20 protein-coding genes, 1 pseudogene and 1 other annotated feature are annotated in these 23,663 nt (G+C 41.2%); of the genes and pseudogenes, 20 read left to right on the top strand and 1 reads right to left on the bottom strand.

The window, feature by feature from the left end; genetic code table 11:
- The 19 genes and pseudogenes from ACTVAI_RS11495 to rpoC all read left to right on the top strand — a co-directional run.
- Window positions 1-116, top strand: a pseudogene (locus ACTVAI_RS11495) (IS30 family transposase); the annotation flags it as partial.
- A 535-nt stretch (window positions 117-651) separates the two neighbouring features.
- A complete protein-coding gene (tnpB, locus tag ACTVAI_RS11490; protein ID WP_443486724.1) occupies window positions 652-1,860 on the top strand; it encodes an IS200/IS605 family element RNA-guided endonuclease TnpB in 1,209 nt (402 codons plus the stop codon).
- 426 nt (window positions 1,861-2,286) lie between these two features.
- Window positions 2,287-2,877: a Gx transporter family protein gene (locus tag ACTVAI_RS11485; protein WP_443474237.1), complete on the top strand. Its 591-nt coding sequence runs from the start codon at window positions 2,287-2,289 to the stop codon at window positions 2,875-2,877.
- Between the two features lie 195 nt (window positions 2,878-3,072).
- The gene (locus ACTVAI_RS11480; protein ID WP_443486723.1) at window positions 3,073-4,938 is read left to right on the top strand and encodes an FAD-dependent oxidoreductase; all 1,866 of its coding nucleotides are present in this window, start codon (window positions 3,073-3,075) and stop codon (window positions 4,936-4,938) included.
- 96 nt (window positions 4,939-5,034) lie between these two features.
- On the top strand, window positions 5,035-5,457 hold the full coding sequence (locus ACTVAI_RS11475; RefSeq protein ID WP_443486722.1) for a NusG domain II-containing protein: 423 nt from the start codon (window positions 5,035-5,037) through the stop codon (window positions 5,455-5,457).
- A 21-nt stretch (window positions 5,458-5,478) separates the two neighbouring features.
- A complete protein-coding gene (locus tag ACTVAI_RS11470) occupies window positions 5,479-6,459 on the top strand; it encodes a polyprenyl synthetase family protein (protein ID WP_443474234.1) in 981 nt (326 codons plus the stop codon).
- A 214-nt stretch (window positions 6,460-6,673) separates the two neighbouring features.
- Complete coding sequence (locus ACTVAI_RS11465; RefSeq protein ID WP_443474233.1) at window positions 6,674-7,204, top strand: FMN-binding protein; 531 nt, start codon at window positions 6,674-6,676, stop codon at window positions 7,202-7,204.
- A 97-nt stretch (window positions 7,205-7,301) separates the two neighbouring features.
- Entirely contained in the window at window positions 7,302-8,345 is a 1,044-nt protein-coding gene (locus ACTVAI_RS11460; RefSeq protein ID WP_443486721.1) for an FAD:protein FMN transferase, read from the top strand.
- A 12-nt stretch (window positions 8,346-8,357) separates the two neighbouring features.
- Window positions 8,358-9,296 carry a 1,4-dihydroxy-2-naphthoate polyprenyltransferase gene (gene menA, locus ACTVAI_RS11455; protein WP_443474231.1) on the top strand — a complete coding sequence of 313 codons (939 nt, stop codon included), beginning with the start codon at window positions 8,358-8,360 and terminating at the stop codon, window positions 9,294-9,296.
- Between the two features lie 71 nt (window positions 9,297-9,367).
- Window positions 9,368-9,520: a 50S ribosomal protein L33 gene (rpmG, locus tag ACTVAI_RS11450; protein ID WP_443474230.1), complete on the top strand. Its 153-nt coding sequence runs from the start codon at window positions 9,368-9,370 to the stop codon at window positions 9,518-9,520.
- 26 nt (window positions 9,521-9,546) lie between these two features.
- Window positions 9,547-9,720: a preprotein translocase subunit SecE gene (secE, locus tag ACTVAI_RS11445; protein WP_443474229.1), complete on the top strand. Its 174-nt coding sequence runs from the start codon at window positions 9,547-9,549 to the stop codon at window positions 9,718-9,720.
- A 127-nt stretch (window positions 9,721-9,847) separates the two neighbouring features.
- Window positions 9,848-10,399 (top strand): transcription termination/antitermination protein NusG, encoded by a 552-nt coding sequence (gene nusG, locus ACTVAI_RS11440; protein WP_443486720.1) that lies wholly within the window; start codon window positions 9,848-9,850, stop codon window positions 10,397-10,399.
- A gap of 144 nt (window positions 10,400-10,543) precedes the next feature.
- Window positions 10,544-10,969 (top strand): 50S ribosomal protein L11, encoded by a 426-nt coding sequence (gene rplK / locus ACTVAI_RS11435; protein WP_443474227.1) that lies wholly within the window; start codon window positions 10,544-10,546, stop codon window positions 10,967-10,969.
- A gap of 99 nt (window positions 10,970-11,068) precedes the next feature.
- Window positions 11,069-11,764 (top strand): 50S ribosomal protein L1, encoded by a 696-nt coding sequence (gene rplA / locus ACTVAI_RS11430; RefSeq protein ID WP_443474226.1) that lies wholly within the window; start codon window positions 11,069-11,071, stop codon window positions 11,762-11,764.
- A gap of 48 nt (window positions 11,765-11,812) precedes the next feature.
- Window positions 11,813-11,940: a sequence feature (ribosomal protein L10 leader region), on the top strand.
- A gap of 36 nt (window positions 11,941-11,976) precedes the next feature.
- Window positions 11,977-12,471 (top strand): 50S ribosomal protein L10, encoded by a 495-nt coding sequence (gene rplJ / locus ACTVAI_RS11425; RefSeq protein ID WP_443474225.1) that lies wholly within the window; start codon window positions 11,977-11,979, stop codon window positions 12,469-12,471.
- Window positions 12,472-12,546: 75 nt separating this feature from the next.
- Window positions 12,547-12,912 carry a 50S ribosomal protein L7/L12 gene (rplL, locus tag ACTVAI_RS11420; protein ID WP_443474224.1) on the top strand — a complete coding sequence of 122 codons (366 nt, stop codon included), beginning with the start codon at window positions 12,547-12,549 and terminating at the stop codon, window positions 12,910-12,912.
- A 69-nt stretch (window positions 12,913-12,981) separates the two neighbouring features.
- Window positions 12,982-13,599 (top strand): class I SAM-dependent methyltransferase, encoded by a 618-nt coding sequence (locus tag ACTVAI_RS11415; RefSeq protein ID WP_443474223.1) that lies wholly within the window; start codon window positions 12,982-12,984, stop codon window positions 13,597-13,599.
- Between the two features lie 260 nt (window positions 13,600-13,859).
- A complete protein-coding gene (rpoB, locus tag ACTVAI_RS11410; protein WP_443486719.1) occupies window positions 13,860-17,405 on the top strand; it encodes a DNA-directed RNA polymerase subunit beta in 3,546 nt (1,181 codons plus the stop codon).
- Between the two features lie 79 nt (window positions 17,406-17,484).
- Complete coding sequence (rpoC, locus tag ACTVAI_RS11405; RefSeq protein ID WP_443474221.1) at window positions 17,485-21,129, top strand: DNA-directed RNA polymerase subunit beta'; 3,645 nt, start codon at window positions 17,485-17,487, stop codon at window positions 21,127-21,129.
- Between the two features lie 222 nt (window positions 21,130-21,351).
- Here rpoC and ACTVAI_RS11400 read toward each other — a convergent pair whose 3' ends face one another.
- Window positions 21,352-22,029 carry a prepilin peptidase gene (locus ACTVAI_RS11400; protein ID WP_443486718.1) on the bottom strand — a complete coding sequence of 226 codons (678 nt, stop codon included), beginning with the start codon at window positions 22,027-22,029 and terminating at the stop codon, window positions 21,352-21,354.
- A gap of 156 nt (window positions 22,030-22,185) precedes the next feature.
- Here ACTVAI_RS11400 and ACTVAI_RS11395 point away from each other — a divergent pair, with 156 nt between their 5' ends.
- Complete coding sequence (locus ACTVAI_RS11395; RefSeq protein WP_443486717.1) at window positions 22,186-23,076, top strand: DUF368 domain-containing protein; 891 nt, start codon at window positions 22,186-22,188, stop codon at window positions 23,074-23,076.
- Window positions 23,077-23,663: the final 587 nt, after the last annotated feature.

The following is a 23,663-nucleotide window of genomic DNA, read 5'->3' as shown; positions in this document are numbered from 1 at the left end:
TTTCATCGGTTGCAAACAAGCGAAATAACATCCCACGAAAATCCTTGGCATACCAGACGCCACTGGAAGTATTTTTGAGTTACCTAGACGAATCTACTTTGTCTAGCTTAAATTGACAAATCAAACTATATAAAAACGGAGTTTCTAAGATTCACTCAAAAACTCCGTTTTTGTTATTCAAATTTTCTCTTGAACACATCGTGCGGGGGTATGATAGGTATACTTATTTTTTCAGATACTCAATCTGTTCATAGACGAATTGAATGAAGAATCAGCTCAACTCTTATAGAAATCCAAATAAAGCGTTTGAGTGATATCACCCTCTTTATTATTACTTTTAGGGGTGCCACTTATCTAAGAACATCTACATACTTATTTTATAAACTTTATATGACATGTTTGTTAGATTATTTTATCGTTTCGAATAAAGATATTTTGTCCTCAGAACTCAATGGTACTAAATTGGCTTCATATGTAGCCCTTAATCATTTTTTGCCAGAAAAATCTCGCTTCAAGGAATGAAAAGGGCATCTCCCAATGAGAAGGCGTTAGCCTACATTTTTCTAAGTTATTCTTTGCGTTCTAGACACTTCCCCGCTTGATGAAGAACGTTTGTTCGTGTATTATGGGTTACAAAAGAAGGTGAAAAAAATGCGCATCCACAAAGCCTACAAATTCCGTCTCTATCCCACCAAAGAGCAACGAATCCTGATCGCGAAGACCATCGGCTGTTCCCGTTTTGTGTACAACCACTTCCTGTCCGAATGGCAAAAAGCCTACAAAGAAACAGGAAAGGGACTGAGTTTTAGCACCTGTTCCGCCGGGCTACCTGTGTTGAAGAAAGATCCGGCAACCGCCTGGTTGCAGGAGGTGGACAGCGTCGCCCTGCAATCAGCCGTGCGGAACGTGAGTGATGCTTACGACCGCTTCTTCAAAAAACAGAACGCTGCCCCGCGGTTCAAGAGCAAACGGAATCCGGTCCAGTCTTACACGACCAGACAGACCAACGGGAACATCGCCGTTTTGGCGAACAGGCTGAAGCTGCCCAAGTTGGGGCTGGTCCGGTTCGCCAAGTCCAAGGAAGTCGCCGGTCGGATCTTGAGCGCCACTGTTCGGCGGAACCCGTCGGGCAACTACTACGTTTCCCTTTTGGTCGAGGCGGAGGTTCAGCCGTTGCCGAAAACGGGTTCCGTTTGCGGGATCGATATCGGCTTGAAGGATTTTGCCGTCATTTCCGACGAGACCGTCTACGGAAACCCACGCTTTTTCCGCAAACAGGAGCGGAAACTGGCCCGTGAGCAAAGAACCCTTTCCCGGCGTAGGGAACAGGCCAAGAAGGACGGACGCAAGCTTTCCGAATCGAAAAACTATCAGAAGCAGCGTGTCAAGGTCGCCCGGATCCATGAACGAATCAGTCATGCCAGAGCCGATTACCTGCAAAAGATTTCGACCGAAATCGTCAAAAACCACGACGTCATCGGAATCGAAGACTTGCAGGTGTTCGGCATGCTGAAGAACAAAAGGCTTTCAAAAGGGATAGCCGAAGCATCCTGGGCGCAGTTCCGGACGATGCTGGAATACAAAGCGAAATGGTACGGCAAGCAAGTCGTCGCCGTCGCCCGGAACTTTCCTTCCAGCCAACTTTGTTCGTGTTGTGGCTATCAAAACAAAGACGTAAAGAATCTCGCCGTCAGGGAATGGGATTGCCCGCAATGCAGTGCCCACCATGACCGGGATCTGAACGCAAGCATCAATCTCAAAAACGAAGCCATGAGGCTTCTAACCGCAGGAAGCTGCGGGGATAGCCTACTAAGAGAACCGGGGGATACTCCGGTGTTCGTAGGAATCCCCCACCTCTAAGCGATAGTGTAGGTGGGGGTAGTTCAAAGATTATCAGACGCCTGAGCATGTTTTAGCTTTACGCGAGGCGTATCGTGACTATGGTGAGCTTCTTTCGAAATTTGAAAAAGAGGTTTATCTCTTATTCATCAGAGGTTTGTCAATAAAAGCCATTGCGGATGAGTTGGAAGTAGAATACATAAGGGTGAAAAACGCAATTGAACGCTGTAGACAAAAATTCAATTCAATTTAATTTAGACTGCTCCAAATAATCTAAAATAATTCAACCTCAGACATATAATTAGCTGGTGCCAAAAGCACTAGCTTTTATTTTTGTATGGGATTAATATTATTCGTTCTTCAGTTATGCTAAACTTAAGTGACTCACTTCTGGCAATTTTTGCCAGTTTCATTATTAAAGAACGATGAATAGTAAAGGTACTGATTATGAAAAAAAATACACGACTTATATATATCGCATTATTAGCCGCTCAAGGTGTCGTCATTACATTATTGGAGCGCTCGATTCCATTTCCATTTGCCTTTGCGCCGGGTGCGAAGCTGGGACTGGCAAATATTATCACAATTTTGGCCATTTTTACCTTACCTTCCAGGGACAGTTTGAAAGTGGTTTGGATGCGACTTTTGATTTCAACATTATTAGGTGGGACATTGTCGACTTTCCTTTATAGTTTTGCCGGAGCGTTCTTGAGTTACTTCGGGATGTTGTCAGTGCGGAGATTGGGACCGAAACATGTGAGTCTTATCGGCGTCAGTGCAACTGGAGGTATTCTGCATAATGTGGGCCAGTTGGTTGTGGCAAGTACCATTGCGCAATCATTCGGTGTGATGCTTTATTTACCGGTTTTAGCCTTAACGGGAATTTTCTCGGGGATAGCGGTAGGAATAGCGGCTAACTACTTGATGGAACATGTCGTAACCATTAAAACCTTCCAAAGAGAAGAAGCTAAATCAGATCGTTTAACCCGCATGTGGTACGATGCACAATATACGACTGAATTTAAGGAGCTGGAGTGAATCCAGCTCCTTTTTCGTTAGTTGTTTATTAGAAAAACGTCTCAATATGAGAATGCTCTAAAAAAAGACTAGAAACTTAAATTACATTGGACTTCTTTTCACAAGTAAATTATAATGTTTTGGTAAGTGATTTTTAGTAAGTGAATTATTTTGTGCAATTATTTACATAGATAGATATATTAAGGAGAAGAAATTATGGCAAAGACTAATATTGTTGTAATCGGTGCCGGTTTTGCTGGCGTTGCGGCAACTAAAAAGTTGTCTAAGCATTTCAAGAAAAATGATGACGTTTTAATTACGTTGATTGACCGTCACTCCTACCAAACGTACATGACTGAACTTCATGAAGTTGCAGCTGGACGTGTAGAGCCCGATGCAATCCAATACGACTTGCAACGTTTATTCAATCGTAACAAAAACGTTGATATCGTAACAGATGAAGTGACTCATTTAGATAAAGAAAAGAAAGTTGTTACAACGCAGAAATCAACTTTCCATTACGACCACCTAATCTTGGCAATGGGTGGAGAACCAAATACATTCAACATTCCAGGTGTTGCTGAACATGGCTTCACATTATGGTCATGGGAAGATGCAAATACATTGCGTCGTCACATCAAGGATACCGTTGAAGCAGCGGCAATTGAGCATGATGAAGCAAAACGTAAAGCAATGTTGACAATGGTTGTTTCCGGTGCCGGGTTTACTGGTGTGGAAATGATCGGTGACTTAATGGAATGGAAAGATCGTCTAGCAAAAGACAACAAACTAGATCCAAACGAATTCAGCTTCCACTTAGTTGAAGCCGCACCAATCATCTTGGGTGTTGTTACTGAGAAAGAATCTTCTAAAGCGGAAAGATACTTGATCAAAAATGGTGTTAACATCGTTAAAAGTAACGGTGTTGCCAACGTTACTGAAAACAGTATCGAACTTTCTGATGGAACAGTTATCCCAACCCATACCCTTATTTGGACAGCAGGGGTTAAAGCAAACTCTGATGTTGAAGAATACGGAATCGAAAAAGGCCGCGCTGGTCGACTGATTGCTAATAAATACATGGAAGCACAAGGTGCAAAAGATGTTTATTTAGCCGGGGACATCGTTTACTACGAAGAACCAGAAAATGATAACAAACCTGTTCCGCAAATCGTTCAAAACGCTGAACAAACCGGACATACAGCAGCTAAAAATATTATTGCTACTATCGAAGGAACAGAAAAAGTTGCGCACAAAGGTAATTATCAAGGGTTCATGATTTCGATTGGTTCTCGTTACGGTGTTGCTTACTTGATGGATAAAATCCACTTGAGCGGTTTTGTGGCAATGGCTGTAAAACACTTAATCAACTTGTTCTACTTCCTAACGATTGGTTCCATCTTCTATTTCGTGAAATACATCCACCACGAATTCTTCCATATTCGTGACGGACGTAGTATTTTCCGCAAACACTTGTCTCGCTACGGTAACGTTCTTTGGAACTTGCCACTACGTGTCTTCTATGGATCCATGTGGTTATGGGAAGGTTTGAAGAAAATGTTTGGTTTCGCTGGAACAACTTCTTGGTTTGGTGATGAAGTAACCATGCCGTTCTCCTGGTTACAAGACCCGGCATCTGGTGCATCTGAAGCAGTTGAAGAAGTGGCGCATACAGTGTTTGGACTAAACTATGTTTACGGCGAGGAGCCAATGATGGTTCTTGATAAAATGCCAGGTTGGTTCGAAAGCATCATGAAATTCATGGTTCCAAACGTAGAAATGGCATTGTTCATGCAAAAAATGATGACATTGTTGGAAATAGCGATTGGTTTAGCATTAATTTTCGGTCTGTTCACATGGTTAGTAAGTGCTTTGACAGTCGGTTTGGTCGCAATGTTCAGTTTAACAGGCATGTTCTATTGGGTTAATATGTGGTTCGTTCCTGTAGCAATTAGCTTGATGAACGGATCAGGTCGTGCCTTTGGATTGGATTACTATGTCATTCCTTGGATTTCCAAGAAACTAGGCAAGTGGTGGTATGGTGACATCAAGTCCATTTATGAAGTGGGCGTCAATAAATAATAGAAAAACAATGGAGGTTGAGGTGGGGAAACTTGCCTTTGCCTCCATTTTTCGTATATAGTGAAGCCAACTAAGAAGTGAAGGGATTACATCGAAATGATGAAATATATAAAAATGATTAGGCGTGGCGATATTATTGTCGTTCTGTTATTGATGTTGGGTTCGTTTTTGCCTTTAGGCGTCTTTACCTATGTTCAAGCGACCGCGGATCAAACAAATTTACAGGCGGTTGTGGAAGTTGATGGAGATGTTGTCCACGTGTTTGATTTAGTGGATGATGGTGAAACGGAAACGTATCATTATAAAGATGAACATGGACATGAAAATGTTCTCGTCCGCACGGGTATGTCGGTAAAAATGACAGAAGCCACTTGTTCGGACCAAGTTTGCGTAAGAATGGCGGCAGTAGACCAAGTAGGGGATACGATTTTATGTTTGCCGCATAAAATGCTGGTGGAAGTTCGGTCTGACAGTCCAGTTGAGAACAACAATGAAATCGATGTCCTATCTTTAAGGTAATTCAGGGAGTGTGAAAGTTAGATGAAGGTACATCCAATGTGGGATGCCTATCCTGCCCTGCGACATGAGTTAGAAGCAACCATATCGCTAATTGATAATCAAATAACCATCAAAAATAAAGAAGTACAACATAAAATAAAAGAAATGTTATTCTCGGGAGGAAAATTATTACGCCCCGCATACAGTTTGTTGTTTTCCCAGTTTTCCGATAAACGAGATGAGAGCAAAGCGCGAGCAACTGCGGCCGCACTCGAAGTTTTGCATATGGCTACATTGATTCACGATGATGTCATTGATGAGTCGGCTAAACGACGGGGGCAAGAAACGTTGAACAGTGCCTATGGCAATCGGGTTGCAGTTTATGCAGGTGACTATTTATTCACGATTTGTTTCCGTCTGCTCCAAAATAATATCGGCGAGGCGAACAGTCTGCAACTAAATACTGAGGGAATGGAAAAAATCCTAATTGGTGAATTGAATCAGATGGATCGTAAGTATGACAGCAACATGCGGATGCGTGACTATTTGAGCCAAATACAAGGGAAAACCGCCCAATTGTTTGGATTGAGTTGCTATTCGGGGGCGTACGATACCCAGTATGGGCAGCGATTCGCCCAACAAGCATACCAAATTGGCAGTAATATCGGAATGGCATTTCAAATCACTGATGATATCCTGGATTATGCGGCGGACGATAACAAAACCGGGAAACCAATCTTGCAAGATGTTCGTAATGGTATCTATACTGCTCCTTTAATTTATGCCAAAATGAAGCGAGGATCGGAAATTCATCCGCTTTTGGAAAAAGGAGAAGCAATCACAAATGAAGAAGTAAACAAAATTTACGAAATTGTGATTGAGAGCGGTGGTCTAGACGAAGCAAAAGCTTTAGCAGTCAAATACACAAAAAAAGCGCTTAAACAAATAGAAAAACTGCCTGAAAGCGACACGAAAAAAACGCTATCGCTAATTACTGAGCAAATGTTATCACGAGAGTTCTAAAACAAGAAAGCCTTTATAATAGGCTTTCTTGTTTTTATATTAAATTTAAATGAAAAAATACTGTTAGTTAATGAAATATTTCATAAAGTTATTTGATTTCGGTTGCATCTTACTTTTTGTAATGGTAATATTATCTTGTAATCATTTGTGAACGTTTTATCAGGAGGATGAAAGGTTCGCAAAAAACAAAAATAATAAAGGTGGTATTTCCCTTATGGCTCTAAATAAAAAAATGACAGCTTGGTCACTAACTTTAGCATCAACATTGTTGCTTGCAGCTTGCGGCAGCGACACAACTACAGAAGAATCAGTTTCATCTGAAGCAGCGTCTGAAGTTATTGAGGAATCATCTGAAGCAACATCTGAAGTAGCGACATCAGAACTTCAAGATGGAACATATACATTGGTTCAAAAAAATCTAGACGAAAATGGTTGGAAAGTTGACTTCACAATGGTAGTTGAAGGTGGCGAAATCACTGAATCAAATTATGACTACAAAAACGAAGCTGGCGAATTGAAATCTGAAGACCAAGCTTACCAAGACAGAATGTCTGAAAAAGTTGGCGTTGGCCCACAAGAATACCTTCCAGAATTAAATAATCAATTGGTTGAAAAACAAGATGCTTCTGAAGTGGAAGTTGTTTCAGGTGCTACACATTCTTCTGATATGTTCAAAGAATATGCACAACAATTGATTGATGCAGCTAAAGAAGGAAACACAGAAACAATCGAAATCGACAACTAATTTAATAGTGACGATAATGATAGAAGGTAGGAACAGACACTCGTTCCTACCTTTTTCGTGTGTTAAAATTGGCGAAAAGACAATTAGGAGAAATTATATGAAAATTATTCGACATCTGTTGGGAGTCGTTGGTGTGCTCGTTTTCTTAAGTGCATGCGGGAACGAAGGCAAGGTAAACACACAAGCCTATAATGATACAGAGTTTCTGATGGGAACTTATGTCAGTCTCAGTATTTATGATGATGGGAAAGAAGACGTCATTGAAGAGGGATTCGCGCTCGTAAGAGATTTAGCTGACAAAATCACCGGCGAAACAACCGAATCCGAAATATCCAAAATAAATAAAGCGGCTGGTCAAGAACCGGTTGTTGTTTCAGAAGAAGTTTATGAATTGATTAGTATCGCTGCTGATTATAGTGATTCATTGGATGGTCAGTTCAATTATACAATCGGCCCTATTACCAATCTTTGGCGTATTGGATTCGACGATGCCCGTAAACCGAGCCAAGCAGAGATAGATGAAGCTCTGCAAAAAATTGATTTCAACAAAGTGGTTTTGAATGACGAAGAACGTTCTGTTTATTTCGAAGAACCAGGCATGGAAATGGATTTGGGTGCCATAGCTAAAGGGTACATTACTGATGAAGTAAAAGCGTTATTCGAATCTGAAAATGTGACTACGGCTATTATTGATTTAGGCGGTAATGTTTTTGTGATGGGGGCTTCGCCTGTTCGAGATGGGGATGTTTGGAATGTAGGGATTCAAGATCCGTTTGCAGAGCGGGGTGAAAGCATTGGCTCAACGCAGCAAAGCAATCGTTCGATTGTAACGTCTGGTATCTATGAACGGTTTTTAGAAGTGGATGGTGAAGTTTATCATCACTTGATGAATCCGGAAACGGGCTATCCATTCGATAATGAAATTGCTGGTGTTTCCATTATCTCCGAAAAGTCTGTAGACGGAGATGCGACCTCGACCTTGGTTTTTGCGCTTGGGGTTGAGGAAGGCTTGGATTACGTTAACGGGCGCAATGATATTGAGGCGGTTTTTGTTACAAAAGATAAAGAGGTCTATCTGTCTGATGGCTTGAAGGATAATTTCGAGTTGCGGAACGAGGATTATAAAATAGTAGAAGAGTAGTGGGGGTTTCGTATGTCACTTTCGATTTTTTTGGAACTGGTTGAAATCAGAACAAAATTAGCCAGTATCTTCCCGTTTTCGCTGGGAATTCTTTATGCATTATATTACTTTGATTCTTTCGATGGAATTAACACGCTGTTGTTCTTCGTTGCCATGATTGTTTTTGATATGGCGACAACAGCCATCAACAATACGATGGATTATGTGAAAGCTAAAAACCTCGTTTATCGTGACGAGGAGAATGTGTTGGGTAGGGAAGGCTTATCCGTTCGTAAAGTTACCTTAATGATTGTTGGCATGATTGCGTTTGCGACCATGATCGGCCTAATCATTACTTACCGCACCAGCTTGTTGTTGCTAGTGATTGGAGCGATTTGCTTTGCGGTAGGGATTTTGTATACATTCGGCCCGTTTCCTATTTCGCGGATGCCCTTAGGAGAAGTGTTATCCGGTTTAACGATGGGATTCGGTATTTTCTTTATTGCCGTTTTGATCAATGTCCCAAACAACGCATTGGCATCGGTCTCCATCGCTTGGCCGCGCTTCGCTATTGAAGGAGATTTAGTGGGAGTATTGGCTGTTTTCTTGAGTTCGTTGCCACTTGTTTTTACGATTGCGAACATTATGCTGGCGAATAATATTTGTGATTTTGAAACAGATGTGAGTAACCATCGTTACACACTTACCTATTATATAGGCAAGCCGACTGCGGTGAAATTGTATGGCATCCTTTACTATGGTGTTTTTGTTTCTATTGGATTAGCAGTCATTCTTCGCGTGATGACGCCATGGATGTTGGGTGTTTTCTTGGTATTCCCCCTTGTCCAAAAAAATATTCGCCTCTTTAAAGCGAAACAAATGAAGAGCGAGACCTTTGCTTTGGCGCTAGTAAACTTGGTTGCTATCCATATTACGCAGATTATTTTACTAACTTTGGGTATCATTTTTTAGTTGACAAGGAAGTCTGTGACCTCTACTATTAGAGGGGTATGCAACATTAGATTAGGAAGAGGTGAGCGACAGTGGTACAAAAGAGAGCAGCGTTAGCTTGCACCGTATGTGGTTCGAGAAATTATACCATTACACCTAGCGAAAAAGGTCGCACGACACGTCTGGAAGTTAAAAAATTCTGCCGTTACTGCGGTATTCACACATTACACAAAGAAACAAAATAACCCATTAAAAAGAAGTGAGGTGCCCCGTGAATTTCTTAAAGAGTGTTAGAGATGAAATGAAACTAGTAACTTGGCCATCAGGCAAGGAACTATCGAAGTACACCAACACCGTTATTGTAACAGTTCTGCTGTTTGCGGCCTTCTTTGCGGTTGTCGATTTTGGTGTAGTTGAATTACTTGATTTAGTCATGAGCTTGTAATCGAATTTCAGTGGCAAATTGACCGTTACTTTGCTATAATAAGAGCGCACAAAGAACCTTTCCCGCAATGAAAGGTTTTTTTTAATACAAAAAAACATAGGATCATACACAGAAAGAAGTGGGAAAAGTGGAAACAGTAGAACAGGAAAAAAATTGGTATGTACTGCACACGTATTCTGGCTATGAAAATAAAGTCAAATTGAATATTGAATCATGTGCTCAAAGCATGAACATGGAAAATTATATTTTCCGGGTAGTTGTTCCTGAAGAGGAAGAAGTAGAAATCAAAGATGGCGAAGAGAAGAAAAAAATCAAAAAAACATTCCCGGGTTACGTTTTGGTTGAGATGATCATGTCCGATGAATCTTGGTATGTTGTTCGTAATACGCCAGGAGTAACAGGTTTTGTAGGCTCTCACGGCGCAGGTAGCAAGCCAGCACCGTTGTTGCAAGAAGAAATAGATTGGATCTTGAAACGTATGGGCTTGAGTACACGTACGCGTGAAATCGAATTCGAAAAAGGCGAGAGCGTGACGATTGTTGAAGGAGCATTCAATGGTCTTTCAGGTGTCGTTGAAGAAGTTGATTCCGAAAAAGGTAAATTGAAAGTATTGATTGAAATGTTCGGCCGGGAAACTGTTGCTGAACTTGAATACGACCAAGTTGATAAAATGAAATAATCATTTTATTTTTTGAGAAATTGTTGACAATCATTTAAAAACAATTTATAATGCACAGGTGCGTTTAGGCGCATCGAAATGTGTGGGAGGGGAAATCTTAAACCCCATTAAACCACATCACGGACAATCAAGGAGGTATGTATCGTGGCTAAAAAAGTTATGAAATTAGTTAAGTTGCAAATTCCTGCAGGTAAAGCATCTCCAGCTCCACCGGTAGGTCCTGCTCTAGGACAAGCTGGCGTGAACATTATGGGATTCTGTAAAGAGTTCAACGCTCGTACACAAGACCAAGCAGGTATGATTATTCCCGTTGTGATCACAGTATTTGAAGACCGTTCATTTACTTTCATCACAAAAACTCCACCAGCTCCAGTTCTATTGAAGAAAGCTGCTGGCTTGGACAAAGCATCTGGTGAGCCAAACAAGAAAAAAGTTGGTTCTGTAACTCGTGCACAAGTACAAGAAATCGCTGAAACTAAAATGACAGATTTGAATGCAGCAGACGTAGAAGCTGCTATGCGTATGGTCGAAGGTACTGCTCGCTCAATGGGTATTACTGTTCAAGACTAATCTAGACAGCAGCTTCTCATGGAACTCTTTGCTCTCATGAAAGCAAAGGTTACCAGTGGGAGGTAAAACCGTTAAAACCACAATCAAGGAGGAAAAATCATGGCTAAAAAAAGTAAACAATTCCTTGCTGCTTCTGAAAAAGTAGAAAAAGGAACTCTATATTCTGCTGCCGATGCAGTTGCATTGGTTAAAGAAGTCGACTTCGCTAAATTTGATGCAACTATTGAAGTTGCATACCGTCTAGGAATCGACACTCGTAAAAACGACCAACAAATCCGTGGAGCAGTAGTATTGCCACACGGTACAGGTAAAACACAACGCGTATTAGTATTCGCAAAAGGTGACAAAGCTAAAGAAGCTGAAGCAGCTGGAGCAGACTACGTAGGCGAAAACGAATTGGCTGACAAAATCCAAGGTGGCTGGTTTGACTTCGACGTTATCGTTGCAACACCTGACATGATGGGTACTGTTGGACGTTTGGGTCGCGTATTGGGACCTAAAGGCCTAATGCCTAACCCTAAAACTGGTACAGTTACAATGGATGTAACTAAAGCTGTTGAAGAAATCAAAGCTGGTAAAGTAACTTACCGTGCTGACAAACAAGGTAACATCCATGTACCAATCGGTAAAGTATCATTCGACAACGAAAAATTGGTGGAAAACTTCCAAACAATCCACGATGTTGTATTGCGTGCTAAACCATCTGCAGCTAAAGGTCAATACATCAAAAACTTGAGTGTAGCTTCTACATTCGGACCTGGTGTTAAAGTTGATCCATCTTCTGTAGTAAAATAATTTTATAAAGCATCTTGACCTTGATGGTTATCTTTGCTATAATCATCAAGGTTAATATATGTCTTACCGAAGACAGTAGGGGGCTTGCGCCTTAATCATCCTACCGAGGAAGAATCCAGTTGAGAATTACACGGATCCTCTATGTCTAGGTGGCATAGAGTTTTTTGTTTTTACAAAAACTCTATTCAGAAACTTAGGAGGTGAACGATAAGATGAGTGAAGCTGCTATCGCTAAAAAACAAGAACTTGTAGAAATCGCTACTGGCAAAATGCAAGAATCTGCTTCTGTAGTTGTAGTTGATTACTTAGGACTTACTGTTGCTGAGGTGACAGAACTAAGAAAACAATTGCGCGAAGCTGGCGTTGAAATGCAAGTTTTGAAAAACTCTATTATTTCTCGTGCTGCAGTTGCTGCAGGACTAGAAGGTATGGAAGATATCTTCAAAGGCCCAACAGCCGTTGCTTTCAGTAAAGATGATGTTGTAGCACCAGCTAAAATCATGGCTGAATTTGCTAAAACAGCACCGAAACTTGAAATCAAAGGTGGCGTTATCGAGGGTAAAGTTGCTTCTAAAGAAGAAATTGAAGCTCTTGCTAAATTGCCAAACCGCGAAGGAATGTTGTCAATGCTACTTTCAGTATTGCAAGCACCTATGCGCAACTTTGCATTGGCTGTCAAAGCTGTATCCGAAAAAGATGCTGCTTAATAGCGTGCTAATTGCATCGTAAAAACAGAATTACCCATTAAAAAAAATAAACTAACATAAACGGAGGAAATTATAATGGCATTGAATGTTGAACAAATTATTGCTGATATTAAAGAAGCAACAGTTCTAGAATTAAACGATCTTGTAAAAGCAATTGAAGAAGAATTTGGAGTTACTGCAGCAGCACCTATGGCAGCAGCAGCAGCTGGTGCAGCTGTTGAAGAAGAACAAACTGAATTTAACGTAGAATTGGTTTCTGCTGGAGATAGCAAAATCAAAGTTATCAAAGTTGTTCGTGAAGCTACAGGCCTAGGCTTGAAAGAAGCTAAAGCTCTAGTTGATGGCGCTCCTGGCGTTATCAAAGAAGGTTTGTCTAAAGAAGACGCAGAAGCTATGAAAGCTCAACTTGAAGAAGTAGGCGCTTCTGTAGAATTGAAGTAATCTCGTTTCTGATAATTTTAAGGCTGGGACATATGTTCCGGCCTTTCTTTTTGTAAAAGGAGTGATAGTATGTCCGATCATTACTACACAAAAAATCCGTCTATTCAAAGTGACGAAGCAACATGGCGTTTTCGTCTGCGTGACAAAGAGTTCCGCTTTACATCCGATTCAGGCGTTTTCTCAAAAAATACAGTCGACTTTGGGTCGCGTTTGTTGATTGACTCGTTTGAATATCCAGAAGGAATCAGTGGTCCGATTTTGGATGTTGGTTGTGGCTATGGTCCTATTGGCTTAGCACTCGCATCAGCTTACCCAAATACGACAGTCGAAATGGTAGATGTAAATGAACGTGCTTTAAGCTTGGCGAAAAGAAATGCACAAGCCAATCAGGTTAAAAATATCAAAATTTATAGTTCGTCTGTTTATGACAACGTCGAAGGAACCAATCGTTTTGCAGCTATTGTAACCAATCCGCCAATCCGGGCAGGTAAACAAACCGTTCATCAAATCTTGAGTGAAGGCTATGCTTATCTCTTGCCAGGAGGAACGTTGACTGCCGTCATTCAAAAGAAACAAGGTGCACCAAGTGCCCAAAATAAAATGACAGAAGTTTTTGGTAATGCAGAAATTATCGCGCGTGACAAAGGATACTGGATTATCCAAAGTACCAAAGAAAGCGATGCTTGACATAGAATGCTTAGATAGGTATAATATGTAATACTGTAGACGCATAAGAAATAAATAGAAGAATGTGATTGAAATATTGTCCAATCGCGTTTTTCAGGCATAAAACAAAAGACAGAGAACAATTTCCCAGGAATTTGCATCGCTCTTTTGGTTTTTTTTTGCCAAAAAACCGGGTTTTACAGTCACTTGTTAGAAATTCGTAACATTTGTAACAGAAATGTAATATATAACTTGCGTCAAATTTATAAGGGGTGAAGAAGTTGTTAGGACATAATGTCAATTACGGTAAACACCGTACCCGCAGAAGTTATTCACGTATCAGTGAAGTATTAGAGCTTCCAAACCTGATTGAACTTCAAACGGATTCTTATAAATGGTTCTTGGATAAAGGACTTAAAGAAATGTTTGCTGACATTTCTCCGATTGAAGATCACACAGGAAACTTGGCTTTGGAATTCTTGGATTACGAATTGCAAACACCTAAGTACACCGTTACAGAAGCACGTTCACACGATGCTAACTACTCAGCGCCAATCTATGTGAAACTACGTCTGATCAATAAAGAAACGGGCGAAATCAAGGACCAAGAAGTTTTCTTCGGTGATTTCCCACTTATGACAGATATGGGTACTTTCATCATCAATGGGGCAGAACGTGTCATTGTTTCTCAATTGGTTCGTTCGCCAGGTGTTTACTACCATAATAAGATTGATAAAAATGGTAAAGAAACATTTGGTAACACAATGATTCCTAACCGTGGTGCCTGGATGGAATTCGAAACAGATGCAAAAGACATCTCTTATGTACGTATCGACCGTACGAGAAAGATTCCTTTGACTGTTTTGGTCCGTGCCCTTGGATTTGGTTCAGATGACCAAATTTTTGAAATTTTTGGTAATAACGACAGCTTGAAACTCACTGCTGAAAAAGATGTTCACAAAGTTTCTTCCGACTCTCGTGTTGAAGAAGGATTGAAAGATGTTTACGAACGTCTGCGTCCAGGTGAACCAAAAACGGCAGAGAGCTCTCGTAACTTACTTTATGCACGCTTCTTCGACCCAAGAAGATATGATTTAGCTCCTGTAGGTCGCTACAAGCTAAATAAGAAACTAAACATTAAAACAAGACTATATAACCAAATCCTTGCTGAAACATTGGTTGATCCTGAAACAGGAGAAATCTTGGCTGAAAAAGGAACTGAATTAAACCGTGAAGTAATGGATAAACTTGCGCCATACTTGGATAACGGACTAAATGAAGTTATTTTACAACCTTCAGAAGATGGTGTGGTTGTTGAACCAGTACGTATCCAAGTTGTTAAAGTTTACTCACAAGTAGACCCTGAAAAAGAAGTGAACATCATCGGAAACGGTGAAGTGGCTACTGAAATCAAGAACCTGACAACAGCAGATATTTTTGCTTCTATCAACTATTTCTTCAATCTGTATGAAGGATTGGGAAATACGGACGACATTGACCACTTGGGTAACCGTCGTATTCGTTCAGTAGGTGAGTTGTTGCAAAATCAATTCCGTATCGGTTTGTCCCGTATGGAACGTGTGGTACGTGAAAGAATGTCGATTCAAGACATTTCCACTGTTACCCCTCAACAATTGATCAACATCCGTCCAGTAGTAGCTTCCATTAAAGAGTTCTTTGGGTCTTCCCAATTATCTCAATTCATGGACCAACAAAATCCATTGAGTGAGTTGACGCATAAACGTCGTCTATCTGCTCTTGGACCCGGTGGTTTGACACGTGATCGTGCCGGCTATGAAGTTCGTGACGTTCACTATTCCCACTACGGCCGTATGTGTCCGATTGAAACGCCAGAGGGACCAAACATTGGTCTGATCAACAGTTTGTCTTCTTATGCGAAGATTAACGAGTATGGTTTTATCGAAACGCCTTACCGTCGTGTTGACTGGAATACACATAAAGTAACAGATATTATTGATTATTTAACAGCAGACGAAGAAGATAAATTTGTTGTTGCACAAGCGAACTCTATCTTAAATGAAGATGGAAGCTTTGCGAATGATATCGTAATGGCGCGTTATATTCATGATAACTTGGAAGTTCCTATCGAACGCGTTGACTATATGGATGTTTCCCCTAAACAGGTAGTTGCTGTTGCGACAGCATGTATTCCCTTCTTGGAAAACGATGACTCCAACCGTGCGTTGATGGGTGCCAACATGCAACGTCAAGCTGTGCCTTTGATTAACCCTAAAGCACCGTTTGTCGGAACAGGTATGGAATACGTAGCCGCACATGACTCTGGGGCAGCACTTCTATGTGAAAATGATGGTGTGGTTGAATATCTAGATGCTTCTGAAATTCGGGTACGTCGCGAAGACGGATCATTGGATAAATACACAGTAATCAAATTCCAACGTTCAAATGCGGGTTCTTGCTACAACCAACGCCCGATTGTACGCGTTGGTGATAAAGTAGAAAAAGGCGATATCCTGGCTGATGGACCTTCAATGGAAAACGGCGAGATGGCGCTTGGCCAAAACATCTTGGTAGCCTTCATGACTTGGGAAGGGTACAACTACGAGGATGCTGTTATCATGAACGAACGTCTTGTTAAAGACGACGTTTATACATCGATTCATATTGAAGAATATGAATCAGAAGCTCGTGATACAAAACTTGGACCTGAAGAAATTACACGCGAACTTCCTAACGTTGGGGAAGACGCTTTGAAAGATTTAGACGAACGCGGAATTATCCGCATCGGAGCTGAAGTTCGTGATGGCGACATCTTGGTTGGTAAGGTAACTCCTAAAGGGGTAACTGAACTTTCTGCAGAAGAACGTTTGTTACATGCGATCTTTGGTGAAAAAGCACGTGAAGTACGTGATACTTCCCTACGTGTTCCTCATGGTGGTGGCGGAATCGTTCACGATGTAAAAGTGTTTACACGTGAAGCGGGTGACGAATTATCGCCAGGTGTGAACTTGTTGGTACGTGTTTATATCGTTCAAAAACGTAAAATCAACGAAGGTGACAAGATGGCTGGACGTCACGGTAATAAAGGGGTTGTTTCCCGTATTATGCCGGAAGAAGATATGCCTTACTTGCCAGATGGAACACCAGTTGACATCATGTTGAACCCATTAGGGGTACCTTCACGTATGAACATCGGACAAGTTCTGGAATTACATATGGGTATGGCTGCTCGTCAATTAGGCATCTATATCGCAACACCTGTATTTGATGGTGCGAACGAGGAAGATGTTTGGGGTACAGTAGAAGAAGCAGGTATGGCAAGGGATGCGAAAACAATCCTTTATGACGGACGTACAGGTGAACCATTTGATAACCGCGTTTCCGTTGGTGTCATGTACTACTTGAAACTATCCCACATGGTCGACGACAAATTGCATGCACGTTCAACTGGACCATACTCCCTTGTTACACAACAACCATTGGGTGGTAAAGCGCAATTCGGTGGACAACGTTTCGGGGAAATGGAAGTTTGGGCATTGGAAGCGTACGGTGCTGCTTATACACTTCAAGAAATTTTGACTTACAAGTCTGATGATGTTGTAGGTCGTGTGAAGACATATGAAGCAATTGTTAAAGGCGAACCAATTCCAAAACCAGGTGTACCTGAATCATTCCGCGTTCTTGTTAAAGAGTTACAAGCTCTTGGTTTAGACATGAAAGTTCTAGATGAGAACAGAGAAGAAATTGAATTACGCGACATGGATGATGAAGACGAAGTTGTGAATTTCGAACGTTTGAGCAAACAAACTGAAGTTAAAAAAGATGACACAGAAGGCCGAGAAGGGTAATTCCCTTCTGGCACTTCGGTGCATTTCGTAAGCAAGACGAGCATATAGGGCAGCTCAACAGAAAAGGGAGGGAAGCCCCTTGATAGATGTTAATAATTTTGAACAAATGCAAATTACTCTGGCTTCACCTGACAAAATCCGTAGCTGGTCTTACGGAGAAGTTAAAAAACCAGAGACAATTAACTACAGAACACTGAAACCAGAAAAAGATGGTCTGTTTTGTGAGCGAATCTTTGGCCCTCAAAAAGACTGGAAATGTTCATGTGGCAAGTACAACGGTATCCGTTACAAAGGAATTGTTTGTGACCGCTGTGGTGTTGAAGTAACGCGTTCGAAAGTTCGTCGTGAACGTATGGCGCATATCGAGCTAGCAGCACCCGTAACACATGTATGGTATTTCAAAGGTATTCCAAGTCGTATGGGTCTTGTATTGGATATGAGTCCGCGTGCATTGGAAGAAATCATTTACTTCGCTAGTTATGTTGTTATTGATCCAGGTGATGCAACACTGGAAGCTAAACAATTACTGACTGAGCGCGAATATCGTGAAAAACGTGCGCAATATGGAAACAGATTCCAGGCAGCTATGGGTGCAGAGGCAATTAAGCAACTCTTGCAACGTGTTGATTTGGAAACTGAATGTGAAGAACTAAAAGAACAATTGAAAACAGCAACAGGTCAAAAACGTACGCGTGCAATTCGCCGTTTGGATATCCTGGATGCGTTCCGTTCGTCTGGTAACAAACCAGAATGGATGGTTATGGATGTTGTTCCAGTTATTCCTCCAGATATTCGCCCGATGGTGCAATTGGAAGGTGGCCGTTTCGCAACGAGTGACTTGAACGATTTGTATCGTCGTGTTATCAACCGTAACAACCGTTTGAAACGTTTGTTGGACCTAAACGCTCCAAACATTATCGTTCAAAACGAAAAGCGGATGCTACAAGAAGCGGTTGATGCTTTGATCGATAATGGTCGCCGTGGCCGTCCTGTTACAGGACCTGGTAACCGCCCATTGAAATCTCTTTCTCACATGTTGAAAGGGAAACAAGGTCGTTTCCGTCAAAACTTGTTGGGTAAACGTGTTGACTATTCTGGTCGTTCTGTAATCGTAGTTGGTCCCTTCTTGAAGATGTACCAATGTGGATTGCCAAAAGAAATGGCATTAGAATTGTTTAAACCATTCTTGATGAAAGAACTTGTGCAACGTGAGTTGGCAGGAAACATCAAAAGTGCTAAACGTAAAATTGACCGTATGGACAACGATGTATGGGATGTCCTGGAAGAAGTTATCCGTGAACATCCAGTTCTATTGAACCGGGCTCCTACGTTGCACAGATTGGGTATCCAAGCTTTCGAACCTGTATTGGTTGAGGGTAAAGCAATCCGTCTGCATCCTTTGGTGTGTGAAGCCTACAACGCCGACTTTGACGGTGACCAAATGGCTGTTCACGTTCCGTTGAGTGAAGAAGCTCAAGCTGAAGCACGTTTGTTGATGCTGGCTGCACAAAACATTTTGAACCCTAAAGATGGTAAACCAGTTGTTACACCATCTCAGGATATGGTTTTGGGTAACTACTATCTAACAATGGAAGAAGCAGGAAAAGTTGGAGAAGGTATGATTTTCTCTAATCCAAATGAAGTTGATATGGCTTATGAGAATGGGTATGTACATCTACATACGCGTATTGGTTTGAATACACAATCTTTACCAGGTAAACCTTGGACAGAAGATCAAAAAGGCAAAATTTTGATTACGACTGTTGGTAAAGTAATGTTCAACGCGATTATGCCGGAAGAGTTCCCATACATGAACGAACCAACGCAAGCAAACCTTGAAGAAGCAACACCAGATAAGTACTTTGTTGAATCAAGTACAGACATAAAAGCACATATCGAACAACAAGAAGTTGTGGGACCATTCAAGAAGAAAAATCTTGGAAACATTATCGCTGCTGTATTTAAAAAATACCATGTCACAGAAACATCACGTATGCTTGATAAGATGAAGGACTTGGGTTACCGAATCTCTACTCGTTCAGGTATTACGGTTGGTATTGCTGATATCTTGGTATTGGAATCTAAAGCAGAAATCATCGATAAAGCTCACTCGCAAGTTGATGCGATTTCAAAACAATTCCGTCGTGGTTTGATTTCCGATGATGAACGTTACAATAGTGTCATTAACACATGGAACGCTGCTAAAGACGAAATCCAAATCAGACTGATTGAATCCTTGCGTCAAGAAAACCCAATCTTCATGATGTCGGATTCCGGAGCCCGTGGTAATATCTCCAACTTTACGCAACTAGCGGGTATGCGTGGTTTGATGGCTTCTCCATCAGGTAAAATCATGGAGTTACCGGTTATCTCAAACTTCCGTGAAGGTTTGACAGTCTTGGAAATGTTCTCCTCAACTCACGGTGCCCGTAAAGGGATGACGGATACGGCTTTGAAAACTGCCGATTCCGGTTACTTAACACGTCGTTTGGTTGACGTTGCACAAGATGTTATCGTTCGTGATGATGATTGTGGAACAGACGGTGGCTTGAATATCTCGGCTATTCGTGAAGGAAACGAAGTTATCGAATCCTTGGAAGAGCGTTTGATTGGCCGTTATGCTCAAAAATCAATCTTAAACCCTGAAACTGGGGAAGTATTAGTTGGACACAACGAATTAATCACAGAAGACTTGGCACGTGAAATTGTGGAACTGGGTATCGAACAAGTTACCATCCGTTCTGTCTTCACATGTAATACACGTCACGGTGTATGTAAACACTGTTACGGTATGAACTTGGCAACTGGTAATGAAGTCGAAGTTGGAGAAGCTGTTGGTACGATCGCAGCGCAATCCATCGGTGAACCGGGTACACAATTGACCATGCGTACATTCCATACGGGTGGGGTTGCCGGAGACGATATTACACAAGGTTTGCCTCGTATCCAAGAAATTTTCGAAGCGCGTAATCCAAAAGGGCAAGCAATCGTTACGGAAGTAACGGGTGAAGTGATCTCTATTGATGAAAATGCTGCTGAACGTTCTAAAGAAGTAACCGTGAAGGGTATTACGGATACACGTACATACGCAATTCCTTATACTTCTCGTATGAAAGTAGCTGAAGGTGATTACGTTCACCGTGGGGAAGCATTGACTGAAGGGTCAATCGATCCGAAAGAATTGCTACGTGTTCGTGATGTATTGTCTGTTGAAACTTACTTGCTACGTGAAGTTCAAAAAGTTTACCGTATGCAAGGGGTAGAAATCGGCGACAAACATATTGAAGTAATGGTTCGTCAAATGTTACGTAAAGTTCGTATCATGGATCCAGGTTCAACTGAAATCTTGCCTGGTACATTGATGGATATCGCTGATTTTACTGATCGTAACGAAGCGAGCATCAAAGCTGGTGAAGTGCCTGCAACGGCACGTCCAGTACTATTGGGTATTACGAAAGCTTCCTTGGAAACAAACAGCTTCCTATCAGCTGCTTCCTTCCAGGAAACAACACGTGTCCTAACAGATGCTGCATTACGTGGTAAGACCGATGACCTACTAGGTCTGAAAGAGAATGTTATTATCGGTAAGGCTATTCCTGCTGGTACAGGAATGTCACGTTACCGTAAGATGTCACCAAAAGCAGTAAACGCTGGAACAGCAAGTGCTTATAGCATTTCGACTGCACCACCTGCTGAAACGGACACAGATACATTGGCAGAGTAAAAAAGGAAAACACCCGAATCTATTCTAACGAATAGGTTCGGGTGTTTTTTTGGTTCTTGGTTATCTGGTGTTGGTGAAGGAAATGCCCTTCGGCCTCCGTGTTTGCTTGTGTACTGCCATGAGCCTTGCAAGCCTCAATGGTCCCTACTTTCGCATTGCATCCTTGACACGGCCACAAGCAACCCCGACTTCAAAATCCGTCAGGACTTAAGTGGGGAGTGTTCATTGAAAGAACTCTTTTATGACGAAGAAAGCACCGATTAAATAAGGTCCAAAAGGTATAGGTTCCTGTAAGGATTTTTTAAAGAAGAAGCTAATCAGAGCTAGAAGGGCAGCCATAAATAATAACCAAGTGCTTGGGACAGGTCCAAGGTAAAAACCGGCAATCATCAGGAATTTAATATCCCCGCCACCAAGCCCGTCTTTAATAGTTATGGAACTTAGGGCTGTGATAATAAGCATTGTAATAGCCCCGAGTAATGACTGGAGAGAACCAGGATCCAGAAACGACAGGGAAAAAAGGATAATTTGCAATGTATCAGGAATAATCATGTAGTGGTGGTCAATAGCCGCCATTAGAAAAAGGATTGAATAAAGAATGAGACTCAGTAATAATCGTTCACCCGTATATTTATTAAAAATGAATAGGGTAATCAGGCCTCCAACGCATTCATATAGTAGATAAGTAATTGGCACTCGGCTATAGCAGTACCGACACCGGCCTCCATTCCTTAGATAGGAGAAAACAGGGACAAGGTCAAAGGCCCCTAGTTTTTTGCTGCAAGTGTCGCACTCCGAACGCGACCACCCTATCATATCGCCTTTAGGAATTCGAATGGCTAGCAGATAAAGAAAGGATGCCCAGGCGCTACCTAACATAAAAAAATAAAAATGACTCATCTTTTTCCACCTCTCAAAATCGTTCTACATATATATAAGCGAAAAAAGCCAAAAACCATTTTTTTATTATGAAAGAAATTCTTATCTTTCCAAAAATGGATATTTCTATATAATAGTTAAGAGGACTTTCTCGAATAAGTAGTAAAGGTGAGATAAATGGAAGAAAAAAGCATGGTTTTAGCTAAAGATAATCCGCAAAAATGGTTCGTCCGTTTTCTTAAGGGAATTGCAGTTGGAGTAGGAGCCATCTTGCCTGGTCTTTCAGGTGGTGTACTAGCTGTAATATTTAATATCTATGACCCCTTATTAAAATTTTTAGGAAATATGAAACAACATTTTAAGGAAAATGTGCTTTACTTTATTCCGGTTGGGATAGGTGGCGTTCTTGGTGTCGTTCTATTCTCCTTGTTTGTTGAACAAGCTTTCGGAAAATTTGCTGCTCAGTTTACGTGTCTCTTTATTGGATTCGTAGCAGGAACTTTCCCATCATTATTTAAAACGGCGGGTAAAGAAGGTCGTAATAATGGAGACTGGCTAACACTTGTACTTTCAGCGGTTGCCATTTTCTTGATCATGTTGATGGGAAGCGCGAGTTTAACTGCCGTTCAGCCAAGTTTCTTAGCATGGATATTCTCTGGTATCTTGATTGGTCTTGGTGTAATCGTACCAGGTATGAGCCCGAGTAATTTCCTGATTTATTTTGGTTTATATGACAAAATGGCCGCAGGTATATCTGCATTTGATTTTAGTGTAATCATTCCATTAGGTATCGGAGTAGTGGCGTGTGTCATTTTCTTTGCGAAGCTGGCAAACTGGTTGTTTTTTAAATACTATTCTAAAATGTATCATTTCATTCTAGGCATGGTCGTTGGATCCTCACTGGCAATTTTTCCAACGACGGTATTTCCATCAATGACCCAAAGAGGATTGCAAGAATCAGGGTTAACTTTTGGATCAGCCCTTGTATTTTCAGTTGTCATGTTTATTATTGGAACAATTTTTTCGTTGTGGTTTAGCCGTGTGGAAAATAAATATTCAGTAGAATAGATAGAAGAGTGGGACAACAGGCGTTTAGCCCCGAATCACTGGAGCGAATAAGCGCAATATGGTCGCAGGCCATCTGAGCATTATTCGTGAAGTGGACGTCGGGGCTGCCTGTTGTCGCACGTTTATAATACAGATATTCGTATATCGGAACGAGGGTGAGACTTTTGTCTCACCCTTTTTTGTGGCTATTTATTTGATGAGTATGTTTAAATTTTAACGGACAAAAACGCTAGCTTTAAAGGATTTCAAAAAATGTTTAAAAAAAGAAAGCGTTTCCTTGACTTTGATTTTATTTGTGGCATAATAATTAGTGCACGGTAATAAAATTAATTTTCAAAAAACACTTGACCGTGCTCTTTGCAGATGCTATTATATAAAAGTTGCCGCGAGCACTTCATGGAAAACACAAAAAAAGAAATTTTAAAAAAGTGTTGACAAAGAGTTGCGCAGGTGATAATATTAAGAAGTTGTCACGAACGAAACATCACGTAACACGTGATAACGGATTGACCTTTGAAAACTGAACAAAGAATGAACGAACCAAACGTGCAGGGCATCCTAACGGATGCACATTAAGCCGACACGCA

It is taken from the genome of Jeotgalibaca sp. A127 (assembly GCF_052266745.1).
Lineage (GTDB): Bacteria > Bacillota > Bacilli > Lactobacillales > Aerococcaceae > Jeotgalibaca.
The sequence above is the reverse complement of the archived record's forward strand: the minus strand, read 5'-3'. Positions and strand labels throughout refer to the sequence as shown.